Source organism: Bacillus sp. C-3-6, assembly GCF_054509685.1.
In genome coordinates, this window is sequence record NZ_CM137247.1 from 12501 (window position 1) to 27500 (window position 15000).

Below are 15000 nucleotides of genomic sequence, written 5' to 3' on the forward strand. Positions count from 1 at the left end.
CGCTGCCAAGAAAAGCTTCTAGCGAGATAAAAGGTGCCTGTACCGCAAACCGACACAGGTAGGCGAGGAGAGAATCCTAAGGTGTGCGAGAGAACTCTGGTTAAGGAACTCGGCAAAATGACCCCGTAACTTCGGGAGAAGGGGTGCTTTCTTAACGGAAAGCCGCAGTGAATAGGCCCAAGCGACTGTTTAGCAAAAACACAGCTCTCTGCGAAGCCGTAAGGCGAAGTATAGGGGGTGACACCTGCCCGGTGCTGGAAGGTTAAGGAGAGGGGTTAGCGTAAGCGAAGCTCTGAACTGAAGCCCCAGTAAACGGCGGCCGTAACTATAACGGTCCTAAGGTAGCGAAATTCCTTGTCGGGTAAGTTCCGACCCGCACGAAAGGTGTAACGATTTGGGCACTGTCTCAACCAGAGACTCGGTGAAATTATAGTACCTGTGAAGATGCAGGTTACCCGCGACAGGACGGAAAGACCCCGTGGAGCTTTACTGTAGCCTGATATTGAATTTTGGTACAGTTTGTACAGGATAGGCGGGAGCCATTGAAACCGGAGCGCTAGCTTCGGTGGAGGCGCTGGTGGGATACCGCCCTGACTGTATTGAAATTCTAACCTACGGGTCTTATCGACCCGGGAGACAGTGTCAGGTGGGCAGTTTGACTGGGGCGGTCGCCTCCTAAAGTGTAACGGAGGCGCCCAAAGGTTCCCTCAGAATGGTTGGAAATCATTCGTAGAGTGCAAAGGCATAAGGGAGCTTGACTGCGAGACCTACAAGTCGAGCAGGGACGAAAGTCGGGCTTAGTGATCCGGTGGTTCCGCATGGAAGGGCCATCGCTCAACGGATAAAAGCTACCCCGGGGATAACAGGCTTATCTCCCCCAAGAGTCCACATCGACGGGGAGGTTTGGCACCTCGATGTCGGCTCATCGCATCCTGGGGCTGTAGTCGGTCCCAAGGGTTGGGCTGTTCGCCCATTAAAGCGGTACGCGAGCTGGGTTCAGAACGTCGTGAGACAGTTCGGTCCCTATCCGTCGTGGGCGTAGGAAATTTGAGAGGAGCTGTCCTTAGTACGAGAGGACCGGGATGGACGCACCGCTGGTGTACCAGTTGTTCTGCCAAGGGCATAGCTGGGTAGCTATGTGCGGAAGGGATAAGTGCTGAAAGCATCTAAGCATGAAGCCCCCCTCAAGATGAGATTTCCCATAGCGTAAGCTAGTAAGATCCCTGAAAGATGATCAGGTTGATAGGTTCGAGGTGGAAGCATGGTGACATGTGGAGCTGACGAATACTAATAGATCGAGGACTTAACCATATAATATGTAGCAAATGTTATCTAGTTTTGAAGGAATATGCCTTCATAGTTTGGTGATGATGGCAGAGAGGTCACACCCGTTCCCATACCGAACACGGAAGTTAAGCTCTCTAGCGCCGATGGTAGTTGGGACCTTGTCCCTGTGAGAGTAGGACGTCGCCAAGCAACTAAAAACACAAGTCTTTTGACTTGTGTTTTTTTTATTTCCCATGAAATAGGTTAGGTTCTGTTAGTAAAAATGATGAAATATAGTAAGGGATTTTTTGAGCAGAAATATTAAGAAATTGATAAATAAATGGATAATCTTCAGAGCCATAGCTTCCAAGTAAGTCATACCACCAATCTGTTTCATATCTAGAAATCATGCTTAAATTATAGAGCAATAAATAATGAACGAGGAGTTCAGGTAATACTGGTTTAGGATTTCTAGGATCAGTTGTAAGTGGTAAATAATAAGTATTAGTAAGGTATTCATAGTATAAAGGAGTACTGTACATAGGATTCCATGATTGAATTGGCGCCGTAAAAAGTAAATTCGATTCATTAGTTTTCTCAGGTACATGTTGCATTGATAAATGCTTACAAGATGTTTCAATGTAGCGAGAAAATCTCTCTTTAGTCATATGTAATCGATCTAGTAGGTCTCCTGAAAAGGACAGCTCATTTTTAATTGTTGAATCGATTTTATATAAAGTTGATCCTTTTTGACTATAGCGGAACAAATTTTGTAATTCTGGAATATTTCCCATTAGTTCTAACATGTTAAATTTTTCTGCTTCTAAGTGTTTCATGTGAAACAGTTGTTCTGCAACATGAGTAAACAATCCGTTTTTTTGTACCTTCACCTCATCTTCTAAAAATTGATACCCTTGTTTTTTTCGTTTGCGAGTTGTAACGCCATGAGCTAAAACAGTAGTGGATTCAGGATAGTTAGGATCAATGGTTAGTAGACATGCTTTAAAAAGTTGGCTAATTCCATAAAATAACAACATTGGTTGAATGGAAAATGGAGCTGTCTTATATAATTCATAATAATTTTTCCCGTGTTCTAAGTAATAAATAAAGGGATAACAATTTTCAAAACTTTTTTTTTCGGCATCCTGAATAGAGGATTTTTCATAACAACGGGCAAGATAACGTTGTACGTTTTGAGATGAAAAAAAGAAACTTAACTGCTGCCAAGTGCAAGATGTTTGATGCATATATTACGCTCCTTTTATTGTCTAAAAATTCTAACATATATATACGTCCTTGACAGTATTTTAACCAATTGATAAGCTACTAATAATAATTTCTGGTATCATAGGGGGAACAATTATGTGGGAATCTAAATTTGTTAAAGAAGGTTTGACTTTTGATGATGTATTACTTGTACCAGCTAGGTCAGATATATTACCAAGAGAAGTAAGTGTTAAAACAGTTTTATCTGAAAGCTTACAGCTAAACATCCCGTTAATTAGTGCAGGAATGGATACAGTAACAGAAGCTGACATGGCTATTGCAATGGCTCGCCAAGGTGGTTTAGGAATTATTCATAAGAATATGTCTATTGAGCAACAAGCAGAGCAAGTTGATAAAGTAAAGCGCTCTGAAAGCGGCGTTATTTCAGATCCTTTCTTCTTAACTCCAGAACATCAAGTATATGATGCAGAACATCTTATGGGAAAATATCGTATCTCAGGTGTACCGGTTGTAAATAATTTAGATGAGCGAAAATTAGTTGGTATTATTACAAACCGTGATATGCGCTTCATCCAAGACTACTCAATCAAAATTTCTGACGTAATGACAAAAGAACAATTAATTACAGCTCCAGTTGGTACTACACTGGAAGAAGCTGAAAAGATCCTACAAAAGTATAAAATTGAAAAACTCCCTCTTGTTGATAATAACGGTGTATTACAAGGGCTGATTACAATAAAAGATATTGAAAAAGTAATTGAATTCCCAAACTCTGCTAAAGATAAGCAAGGACGCTTATTAGTTGGAGCGGCAGTTGGTGTAACAGCTGATGCTATGCTTCGTATCGATGCATTAGTAAAAGCTAGTGTAGATGCAATTGTACTTGATACAGCTCATGGGCATTCTAAAGGCGTTATTGATAAGGTAAAAGAAGTTCGTGCTAAATATCCATCATTAAATATTATCGCTGGAAATGTTGCTACAGCTGAAGCAACGAAAGCATTAATTGAAGCTGGTGCAAACGTAGTTAAAGTTGGTATTGGACCAGGTTCTATTTGTACAACACGTGTTGTAGCTGGTGTTGGTGTACCACAATTAACAGCAGTTTATGATTGTGCAACCGAAGCTCGTAAACACGGTATTCCAGTTATTGCTGATGGCGGTGTTAAGTACTCTGGTGATATGGTTAAAGCTTTAGCAGCAGGAGCACATGTTGTTATGCTAGGTAGTATGTTTGCTGGTGTTGCCGAAAGTCCTGGAGAAACTGAAATTTACCAAGGTCGTCAATTTAAAGTGTATCGTGGTATGGGTTCTGTCGGTGCGATGGAAAAAGGAAGTAAAGATCGTTACTTCCAAGAAGGAAATAAAAAACTTGTTCCAGAAGGTATTGAAGGACGAGTACCATATAAAGGACCTTTAGCAGATACGGTTCACCAATTAGTTGGTGGCTTACGTGCAGGTATGGGATATTGCGGAGCACAGGATTTAGAATTCTTACGCGAAAATGCACAATTCATTCGTATGTCAGGTGCAGGCTTACGTGAAAGTCATCCTCATCACGTACAAATTACAAAAGAGGCTCCAAACTACTCATTATAATGTCTTATATACAAATAGACAGAGATTTGATATCTCTGTCTATTTTTTTTTGATTATGTTAGAATAACGGTTATGTGAGTACATAGATATTGGGGGTAGCAAAAGTGAAAGGTATGTTTTGCAAAAGATTCATTGCTTTGGTAACAGTGCTTACACTAGCTTGTAGCATTTTTATGCCATATAGCAATGCATCAGCTGAAACAGGAGCCGCTTTAAACATTGAAGCAGGCGCGGCAATTTTAGTAGAAGCGAATTCTGGGAAAATTTTATATCAAAAGAATGCAGATGAATTATTATCCATTGCTAGTATGACAAAGATGATGAGTGAATATTTAGTTCACGAAGCAGTGGATAAAGGAAAACTTAAGTGGGACCAGAAAATTAAGGTTTCTGAATATGCATATAAGGTTTCACAAGATGCTTCATTATCAAATGTTGCATTAGAAAATGGTGGCTCTTATACAGTAAAAGAGTTATATGAGGCAATGGCAATCTTTTCTGCAAATGGTGCAACAATTGCATTAGCAGAAGCAATTGCAGGTAAAGAAGTAGATTTCGTAAAAATGATGAATGATAAATCGAAAGAACTAGGGTTGAAAAATTATAAATTTGTCAATTCTACAGGTTTAACGAATAAAGATTTAAAGGGAATGCACCCTGAAGGAACAACAGCAGATGAAGAAAATAAAATGTCTGCAAAGGATGTTGCAACTTTAGCACAACATTTAATTAAAGATTATCCAAAAGTGTTAGATACAGCAAAAATTCCTAAAAAAGAATTCCGTCCAGAAAAAGAGAAGTTTGCAATGTCAAACTGGAACTGGATGTTAAAGGGCTTAGTTAAAGAATATGATGGCGTAGATGGTCTGAAAACAGGCTCAACTCCAGAAGCAGGAGATTGCTTCACTGGTACGGTTGAAAGAAACGGTATGCGTTTTATTTCTGTAGTTATTAAAACAAGTTCTCATACAGCACGTTTTGATGAAACAAAGAAGCTATATGATTATGGATTTGCTAACTTTGAAGTGAAACAAATGTATAAAAAAGGTTCTTCAGTAAAAGGACAAGAAACAGTAAGAGTAGAAAATGCGAAAGATAAAGATGTAGCAGTTCAAACGAAACAAGCTATTTCACTTCCAGTGCCAAAAGGAAGTAAAGATGTTTATAAAACAGAATTAAAAGAATCAAGTAAGGGACAAGAAGCACCTATTAAAAAGGGAGCTGCGCTTGGTCAAATGGTAATTACGCCAAAAGATACAAACGACCCTGGATTTTTAACTGGTAAGTCGTTGCAAGTGGATCTTGTAACAACATCTGAAGTAGAAGAAGCAAACTGGTTTACTCGTGCTATGCGCGGAATTGGTTCATTCTTTAGTGGTATGTGGAATAGTGCTGTTGATACAGTAAAAGGTTGGTTTTAGAAGCTCCTCATGGTAGGGGCTTTTTTTTTTATTCCTATTTTTCATACCGACTTTATGAAAAAGTAGTAGACAAGCATCTGATAGTTAGTGGTAGAATGTAAGAGTATTCTTAATTTTCGCCTTTAACGGGGGAAAGCAATTCACCTAGGGGGGTTTTTGTACATGACAAATGTAACAGGGACAGAGCGTGTAAAACGTGGAATGGCAGAAATGCAAAAAGGCGGCGTTATTATGGACGTAATTAACGCTGAACAAGCAAAAATTGCAGAAGAGGCAGGCGCAGTTGCCGTTATGGCATTAGAGCGTGTACCAGCAGACATTCGTGCAGCAGGTGGCGTTTCTCGTATGGCAGACCCAACAATCGTTGAAGAAGTTATGGGTGCAGTGTCAATTCCGGTTATGGCAAAATGCCGTATCGGTCACCTTGTAGAAGCACGTGTATTAGAATCATTAGGGGTAGACTATATCGATGAGAGTGAAGTATTAACTCCTGCTGATGAAGTATACCATTTAAATAAACGTGATTACACAGTTCCATTTGTATGTGGTTGCCGTGATATCGGAGAAGCTGCACGTCGTATTGCAGAAGGTGCATCTATGCTTCGTACAAAAGGTGAACCAGGAACAGGAAACATTGTAGAGGCAGTGCGTCATATGCGCCAAGTCAATGCAGAAATCCGTCAAGTTGCGAGTCTACGTGAAGATGAGTTAATGACATATGCAAAAAATACTGGTGCTCCTTACGAAGTATTACTTGAAATTAAACGTCTTGGTCGCTTACCAGTTGTAAACTTTGCGGCAGGTGGTATAGCAACGCCAGCAGATGCTGCATTAATGATGCAACTTGGTGCTGATGGGGTATTTGTTGGATCTGGTATCTTCAAATCAGAAAACCCAGAGAGATTTGCACGTGCAATTGTTGAAGCAACGACTCATTATGAAGATTACGAACTAATTGCAAGTCTTTCTAAAGGATTAGGTAATGCAATGAAGGGTATCGAAATTTCAACGTTATTACCAGAACAACGCATGCAAGAGCGTGGATGGTAATTAAAGGAGAACTTTAAAATGGTGAAAATCGGTGTACTAGGTCTTCAAGGTGCAGTTCGTGAACATGTAAAATCAGTTGAAGCAAGTGGTGCAGAAGCTGTTGTTGTAAAGCGTATAGAGCAACTTGAAGAGATTGATGGTCTTATTTTACCAGGCGGTGAAAGTACAACAATGCGCCGTCTTATTGATAAGTATGCTTTCATGGAACCACTTCGCACATTTGCAAAGTCTGGTAAACCAATGTTTGGTACATGTGCAGGGATGATTCTTCTTGCGAAAACACTTATTGGCTATGAAGAAGCACATATTGGTGCTATGGATATTACAGTTGAGCGCAATGCGTTCGGACGCCAAAAGGATAGTTTTGAAGCTGCGCTTTCAATTGAAGGCGTGGGTGAAGACTTCGTTGGTGTATTTATCCGTGCGCCGTATGTTGTAGAAGTAGCTGATAATGTTGAAGTGCTTTCTAAGCATGGTGACCGAATGGTAGCGGTAAGACAAGATCAGTTTTTAGCTGCTTCATTCCATCCAGAATTAACAGATGATCATCGTGTAACAGCATACTTTGTTGAAATGGTAAAAGAAGCGAAAATGAAAAAAGTTGTATAAGTAACTTGCAACTTGTATAAGATTATAGTAAATTGATGGTAACAATTTTATAAAATAAGCGTGTTGATAGGAAATAGTAACAAATGTTGTTTCTTATAGAGAGTCGATGGTTGGTGGAAATCGATAGAAACAGTTTGTGAATCCATCCTGGAATGGAATGTGGAACATCTTTTGGATTAGTAAGCATTCCCGGTGAAGAGCCGTTATTTCTACTTGAGAGGAAAGCGGTAATGCTTTCAACTAGGGTGGCAACGCGGGTTAACTCCCGTCCCTTTATATAGGGACGGGAGTTTTTTGTGTTTTATAAAATAAAAGGAGGAGTATATAATGCTTGATATTAAATTTTTACGTACAAACTTTGAAGAAGTAAAAGCGAAATTACAGCATAGAGGTGAAGATCTAACTGATTTCGGACGTTTTGAAGAACTTGATACGAGAAGAAGAGAACTACTTGTTCAGACAGAAGAATTAAAAAGTAAACGTAATGAAGTGTCTCAACAAATCTCTGTATTAAAGCGCGAAAAGAAAGATGCAGAAGCTCTAATTTTAGAAATGCGTGAGGTTGGAGAAAAAGTAAAGGATTTTGATAACGAACTTCGCACAGTTGAAGAAGACTTAGAAAGATTAATGTTATCTATTCCAAATATCCCTCATGAGTCTGCTCCAGTCGGTGAAACAGAGGATGATAATGTAGTAGCGCGTACTTGGGGAGAAGTAAAAGAATTTACTTTTGAACCAAAACCACATTGGGATCTTGCTACTGATTTAGGAATTTTAGATTTTGAACGCGCTGGGAAAGTAACAGGAAGCCGCTTCGTATTTTACAAAGGTGCTGGTGCAAGATTAGAGCGTGCTTTAATTAGCTTTATGCTTGATCTTCATACTGATGAGCATGGATATGAAGAAGTATTACCTCCATATATGGTAAACCGTGCAAGTATGACAGGAACAGGACAACTTCCAAAGTTTGAAGAAGATGCATTCCGTATTGAAAGTGAAGATTATTTCTTAATTCCAACAGCTGAAGTACCTGTAACGAATATGCATCGTGATGAGATTTTAAATAAAGAGCAATTGCCTATAAGATATGCTGCATTTAGCTCTTGCTTCCGCTCTGAAGCAGGTTCAGCTGGTCGCGATACACGCGGTTTAATTCGCCAGCATCAGTTCAATAAAGTAGAGCTTGTGAAGTTCGTAAAACCAGAAGATTCTTATGAAGAGTTAGAAAAATTAACAAATGATGCAGAACGCGTGTTACAATTATTAGAGTTGCCATATCGCGTTATGAGCATGTGCACAGGCGATTTAGGATTTACAGCAGCGAAGAAATACGATATTGAAGTATGGATTCCAAGCTATGGCACATATCGTGAAATTTCTTCTTGTAGTAATTTTGAAGCTTTCCAAGCGAGACGTGCAAATATCCGTTTCCGCCGTGAGCCAAATGGAAAACCAGAACATGTCCATACATTAAATGGATCTGGTCTTGCAATTGGACGTACGGTTGCAGCTATTTTAGAGAACTACCAACAAGAAGATGGTACAATTATAATTCCAGAAGTTCTTCGCCCTTATATGGGAGGAAAAACAGTTATTAAGTAAATTTAAACATTCATCGGTATGAGTGATTGGTAATTATGAGCGTTGTCAGTACTGTAATGTAGGAAGGGGAAAGTAAAATTTTCCTTTCCTCATAATTTATTTTAGTAGGGTTGACTAACTGTTTTTCTTTTGATATTATATTTGATGTCAATATGGAGGTATACCCAAGTCTGGCTGAAGGGATCGGTCTTGAAAACCGACAGGTGGCGAGAGTCGCGCGGGGGTTCGAATCCCTCTACCTCCTCCAGATATAATTGACAACAGCGCATATAAGTGGAGATTGGAGAACTCGTTACCAACACGTAACGAGTTTTTATTTTAAAACCAATCATAAAGTATGGTGTAAGGTAATTTTGTCCTTATTACACACTCATATTCCGATGATTATCTTCATAGATATGAAAGGAGTCAACATGGATCTTATTATACAAACGTTTCCTTTAGATGGAAAAACTTTATATTATGTACAATGTCCTGTCTGTAAGAACAATAGAATTTTAAACAGTGGTGCAAACGTATCACGCATTATTAGTGATGATACATTCCGTAAACTTTGTGGTTGTACTTGTGATGTAAAACCAGCTACGAATAAAGTAGAGGTGCCAAAACAAGTTAAAAAAGCAGCTGTAAAGAAAGAAGCGGCTCCAAAACGTACAGGTAAAGTATTAACGGCAGTAATTAATGGGAAAGAAATGACTGTTAAAGAGATTGCTGAAGCATACGATATTAGTACAAGTACTGTTCGTCAGCGTATTAACGCAGGAAAACCTGAGAGTGAAATTATTGCTCCAACAAAGAAGAAGTAATTTAATAGGAAAACCCGTGCATATGCACGGGTTTTTTATTTTACAAGTTTACGTGTTTGTTTTAAAAAATGGCCAATTTTTTTAATGATTGGTTCGATTGAATCCCCATCTTTTAAAATATCGTACTCATTAATATTTAAGCGTAATACAGGGCATGAATTAAAGTTGTTAATCCAGTTTTCATAACGTCCATGCATTTCTTTCCAGTACTCAATTGGCGTTTGTTGTTCCATTGGGCGTCCGCGTTCTTGAATACGATCGACAATATCATCGAAAGAACCTTCTAAGTAAATTAATAAGTCTGGATGAGGGAAGTAAGGAGTCATGACCATAGCGTCAAATAACCCTTTGTATGTTTCATAATCAGTTTCCGTCATCGTACCTTTTTCATGATGCATCTTTGCGAAAATTCCAGTGTCTTCGTAAATAGAACGATCTTGAACAAAACCGCCACCGTATTCAAAAATTCTTTTTTGTTCCTTAAATCGTTCTGCTAAAAAGTACACTTGTAGGTGGAAGCTCCAGCGAGTGAAGTCCGCATAGAACTTGTCCAAGTATGGATTGGAATCTACTTTTTCAAATGATGTGCGATAACCTAAAGCATTAGCTAATGCAGTTGTCATAGTTGATTTACCCACACCTACCGTTCCGGCGATAGTGATTACTGCGTCATTGGGTATATCATATTTTTGCCTTAAATTCATTATTATTTCGACTCCTTTAAGAGAGTATTTTGAAGGGCAGATAGGATGACGTTTAAATCATCAGGATTTTTTACAAAATCCATATCGTCTCCATTAAATTTTAATACTGGTATTTCCGGATGATCTTTTTTAAAAGCATCCATTGCTGTTTCATAATCTTTTGTGAGCTGTAGTAAGTAATTTGGATCCATGTTTTTTTCAAATTCTCTTCCGCGCATGGCGATTCGTTTTTGCAATGTTTCTAGGCTAGCTGTTAAATAAACAATGACGTTTGGCACAGGCATATCTTGTGTAAGGATACGATAAATTTGCATGTACTTGTCATATTGAGAGTCTTTTAATGTGCGGGATGCAAAAATTAAATTTTTAAAGATATGGTAATCCGCTACTACTGGTTTCCTTTGATTCAAATACTTTATGTTAATATCTTCTAATTGTTTGTATCTATTACAAAGAAAGAACATCTCTGTTTGAAAACTCCATTCGTCGATGTCTTCATAGAACTTTCCTAAAAAGGGATTTTCATCAACAATCTCTTTTAGTAAGTGGAGTTGCATGTGAGTTGAAATTTCCTTCGCAAGTGAAGTTTTTCCAACACCAATTGGTCCTTCAACCGTGATAAATGGTACTCCGGTCACGCTGTTTCCTCCTTTCAATCAGTGATTTACCGTGACTACTAAAAACACAAAACAGAATTATTGTAGCACAAGAGGGAAGCGAGCGGGTTAATTTGATATAAAAAGTTAGAAAATAGATATATGTATTAATTAAATTTTATTTTGGATGACGATGTAATATTTGCTTTCAATGTAGTTTCCATTATTTTTAAAGCATGTATATTATCTTGGTCGCTGTTAGAGGCGATACAATCCTGTGGTACATACAATGTATAATTTCTCATATGGGCATCATTAGCTGTAAATAGGATACATATATTTCCGGCAACTCCTGTTAATATTAGATTTTCTATTTTTAAATAACCTAGTAATGAATTTAAAGGTGTTTCATAAAAAGCGGAATAATGTGGTTTAATAAAAATGTAATCATCAGAATTTGGAGCAATCTTATGGATTATATTTTCGCTATATTTATTTGTGCAATGAGTAATAAGTTGGTCTATATCAGATCTCCAAAGTTGATAATGGTCATTAACGTAAATTATAGGATAGCCGAAGGATTTCATTTTTTTCTTTAATTGTAAAATAGGGTTTGTGATAGTCTCACATTTTTGAGCTAGAATGGGTCCGTGGGAAAATTGAAAGTCATTAATCATATCGATAATGAGCAAGGCGGTATTTTTCATATGTAATCCCCTCTCTTTTTTCTTTTAGGGTGGATTGAATATGTAAAAGTTATCCCCTGTGTAGTAAATGGAAATAAGTGTACTTTATTTGTAATGAAAGGACTATGTTATGGAACAAGATCAAGATATTTATTTTATGCAATTAGCGATAGAAGAAGCCAAAAAGGCAGAGGAAATACAGGAAGTGCCAATTGGAGCAGTTATAGTGTTAGATGGTGAGGTAATTAGTGTTGCCCATAATTTAAGGGAAACTGAGCAAAGATCAATAGCTCATGCTGAGTTGCTAGCAATAGATGAGGCGTGTAAAAAATTAGGGACATGGCGTTTAGAAGATGCAACATTGTATGTAACATTAGAACCTTGTCCAATGTGTGCGGGTGGAATTGTTTTATCACGAGTGAAGCGAGTTGTATATGGTGCAAGTGATCCGAAGGGCGGGTGTGCAGGGACATTAATGAATCTTTTAACGGATGAACGCTTCAATCATCAATGTGAAGTAGTATCTGGTGTATTAGAGGAAGAATGCGGTACGTTGTTAACAAACTTTTTTAGAGAGCTTCGTAAAAAAAGAAAAGCGATAAAAAAATTAGAGAAAAATACTGGGAACTAACGTATTTGCATTTTATAAAGAAACAAGTTATACTGATAATGCCTTTAATGAAGGCAACCGAATATTGGTTTTAACTTTGCCGTGCTAAGCGGGGAGGTAGCGGTGCCCTATACTCGCAATCCGCTCTAGCGAGGCCGAATCCCCTCTCGAGGTTATGTTGCTGTAAGGTCTGCCTTAAGTAAGTGGTGTTGACGTTTGGGTCCTGCGCAACGGGACCCCGTGAACCTTGTCAGGTCCGGAAGGAAGCAGCAATAAGCGGGTCTTCTCGTGTGCCGCAGGAGTGCCTGAACCGAGCTAACTGCTTGAGTAACGCTTATGGTACGTAATCGACGGAGGGTGCACGGCAGTTATATATGTATACAAAACTCACCTTAATACAAAGGTGAGTTTTTTGTATAGAAAATAACTTTTGGAATCTATAAACAGAATGGGTTATAATAAATGAGATAATAACCTTTGAGGGAGGCCGTATTTTCGTGTCATACCAAGCGTTATACCGAACATGGAGACCGCAAAAGTTCGAAGATGTAGTCGGTCAAAAGCACGTGACAAAAACGTTGCAAAATGCCCTTCTTCAAGAGAAAGTTTCACATGCTTATTTATTTTCTGGTCCTAGGGGAACAGGAAAAACGACAATTGCAAAAGTATTTGCAAAAGCAATTAACTGTGAACATGCTCCGGTAGCTGAACCTTGTAATGAATGTCCTTCTTGTTTAGGAATTACACAAGGATCCATTTCAGATGTATTAGAAATTGATGCGGCTTCAAATAACGGTGTAGATGAAATTCGAGATATTAGAGATAAAGTAAAATATGCTCCAAGTGCTGTAGAATATAAAGTATACATTATTGATGAAGTTCACATGCTTTCTATGGGGGCATTCAATGCGCTTTTAAAAACCTTAGAAGAGCCGCCAGGACATGTTATCTTTATTTTGGCGACAACAGAACCTCATAAGATCCCGCCTACAATTATTTCGCGTTGTCAGCGTTTTGAATTCCGAAAAATATCAGTGAATGATATTGTTGAGAGATTATCAACGGTTGTGACAAACGAAGGTACGCAAGTGGAAGATGAAGCATTACAAATTGTTGCCCGTGCTGCTGAAGGTGGTATGCGTGACGCGCTTAGTCTTATTGATCAGGCTATATCTTATAGTGATGAGATTGTTACGACAGAAGATGTATTGGCCGTAACAGGATCTGTTTCTCAGCAATACTTAGGCAATTTAGTAGAATGCATACGTGAAAATGATGTATCAAGAGCATTACAGATCATAGATGAAATGATGAGTAAAGGGAAGGATCCAGTTCGTTTTATGGAGGATTTCATTTACTATTATCGTGATATGCTTTTATATCAAACTTCACCGCAACTAGAACATATGTTGGAACGAGTAATTGTAGATGATCAATTCCGTAAGTTGAGTGAAGAAATGCAACCGGAAGTGATCTATGAGATTATTCATACCCTTAGTAAGGGACAACAGGAAATGAAGTGGACAAATCATCCGCGTATTTTCTTAGAAGTTGTTATGGTGCAATTGTGTCAACAGTTTATGATGCAAGCAAACGGTACTGATCGTTTGCAAGCAATTATGAACAGGATGCAGCAATTGGAGAAAGAGTTAGAGCAAGTCAAAAAGAACGGTGTGCCAGCTGGTGTACAACAGGAAGTAAGAGAGACACGTGCAACACCAAAACCCGTACGAACAGGAAGTATGAAGATTCCTGTCGGGCGTGTAAATGAAGTATTAAAACAAGCGAAGCGTCAAGATTTAGAACAATTAAAAGCTGTATGGGGTGAGTTGTTAGGAAGACTCAAATCATATAACAAAGTAGCGTTTGCTGTTCTACTAGAAAATAGCGAACCAGTGGCAGCTTCAGATGACACTTACGTTTTAGCATTTCAATATGAGATTCACTGTAAGATGGCGAGCGAAAATCGAGAAGCTATGGATACAGTAGAACAAGCTTTATTTGAATTGCTAAGTAAAAGGTTAAATATGATTGCCATTCCAAAAAGTGAATGGGGTAAAATCCGTGAAGACTTTTTACAACGTGAAGGTGGAGAGTCTGAAGAAAGCCCGGAGAAAAAGGAAGACCCTCTTATAGAAGAGGCAGTGAAATTAGTAGGACAAGAACTCATTGAAATAAAAGAGTAATAATAATTAGGAGGAATTAATTATGATGCGTGGCGGAATGGGAAATATGAATAACATGATGAAACAAATGCAAAAGATGCAAAAAGACATGGCGAAAGCACAAGAAGAGCTTGGTGAAAAAACAGTTGAAGGTACAGCTGGCGGCGGAATGATTACAGTTATTGCAAATGGTCACAAGCAAATTCTTGAAGTGAAGATTAAAGAAGAGGTTGTAGATCCAGAGGATATCGAAATGTTACAAGACTTAGTGTTAGCTGCAACAAATGATGCACTTAAAAAGGCTGATGAGCTATCAAACTCTACGATGGGTAAATTTACAAAAGGCTTAAACTTACCAGGTGGAATGTTCTAGGAGGATATTGATACATGCATTATCCAGAACCAATATCAAAACTAATCGATAGTTTTATGAAGTTGCCAGGTATCGGACCGAAAACAGCGGTTCGATTGGCATTTTTCGTATTAGATATGAAAGAAGATGATGTGTTAGGTTTTGCGAAAGCACTTGTAAATGCGAAGCGAGATTTAGCGTATTGTTCTGTATGTGGACATATTACTGATCGTGATCCTTGTTATATTTGTAATGATTCGCATCGAGATCAATCAGTTGTTTGTGTCGTGCAAGAACCGAAAGATGT

Annotated in this window: 14 protein-coding genes, 1 tRNA gene, 2 rRNA genes, 1 other RNA gene and 1 other annotated feature (2 of these 19 running past the window's edge); of the genes, 14 read left to right on the plus strand and 4 right to left on the minus strand. The window is 38.4% G+C overall.

The features are described from left to right. Both ACW0JX_RS00050 and rrf read left to right on the plus strand, forming a co-directional pair. Positions 1 to 1311: ribosomal RNA gene (locus ACW0JX_RS00050) — 23S ribosomal RNA — on the plus strand (it extends 1611 nt beyond the left edge of the window). Between the two features lie 49 nt (positions 1312 to 1360). Further along, a 5S ribosomal RNA gene (gene rrf, locus ACW0JX_RS00055) occupies positions 1361 to 1476 on the plus strand. A gap of 35 nt (positions 1477 to 1511) precedes the next feature. On the opposite strand, the gene ACW0JX_RS00060 is transcribed toward rrf, so the two are convergent. Next, positions 1512 to 2513 carry a YaaC family protein gene (locus ACW0JX_RS00060; protein WP_000554285.1) on the minus strand — a complete coding sequence of 334 codons (1002 nt, stop codon included), beginning with the start codon at positions 2511 to 2513 and terminating at the stop codon, positions 1512 to 1514. A 115-nt stretch (positions 2514 to 2628) separates the two neighbouring features. Here ACW0JX_RS00060 and guaB point away from each other — a divergent pair, with 115 nt between their 5' ends. From guaB to ACW0JX_RS00095, 7 genes are all read left to right on the plus strand, one after another. After that, positions 2629 to 4092 carry an IMP dehydrogenase gene (gene guaB / locus ACW0JX_RS00065; protein WP_000264089.1) on the plus strand — a complete coding sequence of 488 codons (1464 nt, stop codon included), beginning with the start codon at positions 2629 to 2631 and terminating at the stop codon, positions 4090 to 4092. A 113-nt stretch (positions 4093 to 4205) separates the two neighbouring features. Next, a complete protein-coding gene (gene dacA / locus ACW0JX_RS00070) occupies positions 4206 to 5513 on the plus strand; it encodes a D-alanyl-D-alanine carboxypeptidase DacA (protein WP_125653127.1) in 1308 nt (435 codons plus the stop codon). Positions 5514 to 5675: 162 nt separating this feature from the next. Beyond that, positions 5676 to 6563: a pyridoxal 5'-phosphate synthase lyase subunit PdxS gene (gene pdxS / locus ACW0JX_RS00075; protein ID WP_000186154.1), complete on the plus strand. Its 888-nt coding sequence runs from the start codon at positions 5676 to 5678 to the stop codon at positions 6561 to 6563. Between the two features lie 18 nt (positions 6564 to 6581). After that, positions 6582 to 7172 (plus strand): pyridoxal 5'-phosphate synthase glutaminase subunit PdxT, encoded by a 591-nt coding sequence (gene pdxT, locus ACW0JX_RS00080; RefSeq protein WP_000238785.1) that lies wholly within the window; start codon positions 6582 to 6584, stop codon positions 7170 to 7172. Positions 7173 to 7226: 54 nt separating this feature from the next. Continuing rightward, positions 7227 to 7448: a binding site (T-box leader), on the plus strand. A 51-nt stretch (positions 7449 to 7499) separates the two neighbouring features. Next, positions 7500 to 8774 carry a serine--tRNA ligase gene (gene serS / locus ACW0JX_RS00085; protein ID WP_000884174.1) on the plus strand — a complete coding sequence of 425 codons (1275 nt, stop codon included), beginning with the start codon at positions 7500 to 7502 and terminating at the stop codon, positions 8772 to 8774. 154 nt (positions 8775 to 8928) lie between these two features. Then, positions 8929 to 9021: transfer RNA gene (locus ACW0JX_RS00090), tRNA-Ser, on the plus strand. Positions 9022 to 9187: 166 nt separating this feature from the next. Beyond that, a complete protein-coding gene (locus tag ACW0JX_RS00095; RefSeq protein ID WP_000364192.1) occupies positions 9188 to 9580 on the plus strand; it encodes a DUF3797 domain-containing protein in 393 nt (130 codons plus the stop codon). 35 nt (positions 9581 to 9615) lie between these two features. On the opposite strand, the gene ACW0JX_RS00100 is transcribed toward ACW0JX_RS00095, so the two are convergent. The 3 genes from ACW0JX_RS00100 to ACW0JX_RS00110 form a co-directional block, all read right to left on the minus strand. Beyond that, on the minus strand, positions 9616 to 10284 hold the full coding sequence (locus ACW0JX_RS00100) for a deoxynucleoside kinase (protein ID WP_001053585.1): 669 nt from the start codon (positions 10282 to 10284) through the stop codon (positions 9616 to 9618). Positions 10285 to 10286: 2 nt separating this feature from the next. Then, positions 10287 to 10922 (minus strand): deoxynucleoside kinase, encoded by a 636-nt coding sequence (locus ACW0JX_RS00105; RefSeq protein ID WP_000148218.1) that lies wholly within the window; start codon positions 10920 to 10922, stop codon positions 10287 to 10289. Positions 10923 to 11047: 125 nt separating this feature from the next. Further along, positions 11048 to 11587 (minus strand): cysteine hydrolase family protein, encoded by a 540-nt coding sequence (locus ACW0JX_RS00110; RefSeq protein ID WP_071730373.1) that lies wholly within the window; start codon positions 11585 to 11587, stop codon positions 11048 to 11050. Between the two features lie 109 nt (positions 11588 to 11696). Here ACW0JX_RS00110 and tadA point away from each other — a divergent pair, with 109 nt between their 5' ends. The 5 genes from tadA to recR form a co-directional block, all read left to right on the plus strand. Then, positions 11697 to 12197, plus strand: a complete 501-nt coding sequence (gene tadA / locus ACW0JX_RS00115; RefSeq protein ID WP_000434330.1) for a tRNA adenosine(34) deaminase TadA — start codon at positions 11697 to 11699, stop codon at positions 12195 to 12197. 79 nt (positions 12198 to 12276) lie between these two features. Continuing rightward, positions 12277 to 12541: signal recognition particle sRNA large type (gene ffs / locus ACW0JX_RS00120), an RNA gene on the plus strand. A gap of 132 nt (positions 12542 to 12673) precedes the next feature. Continuing rightward, a complete protein-coding gene (gene dnaX / locus ACW0JX_RS00125; protein WP_000121561.1) occupies positions 12674 to 14362 on the plus strand; it encodes a DNA polymerase III subunit gamma/tau in 1689 nt (562 codons plus the stop codon). A gap of 25 nt (positions 14363 to 14387) precedes the next feature. Next, on the plus strand, positions 14388 to 14714 hold the full coding sequence (locus ACW0JX_RS00130) for a YbaB/EbfC family nucleoid-associated protein (RefSeq protein WP_014894853.1): 327 nt from the start codon (positions 14388 to 14390) through the stop codon (positions 14712 to 14714). A gap of 14 nt (positions 14715 to 14728) precedes the next feature. Beyond that, positions 14729 to 15000: the 5' portion of a recombination protein RecR gene (gene recR, locus ACW0JX_RS00135; protein WP_000559169.1), read on the plus strand. The gene runs 325 nt beyond the window's last position; only the first 272 of its 597 coding nucleotides appear in the window; its start codon is at positions 14729 to 14731; its stop codon lies beyond the right edge, outside the window.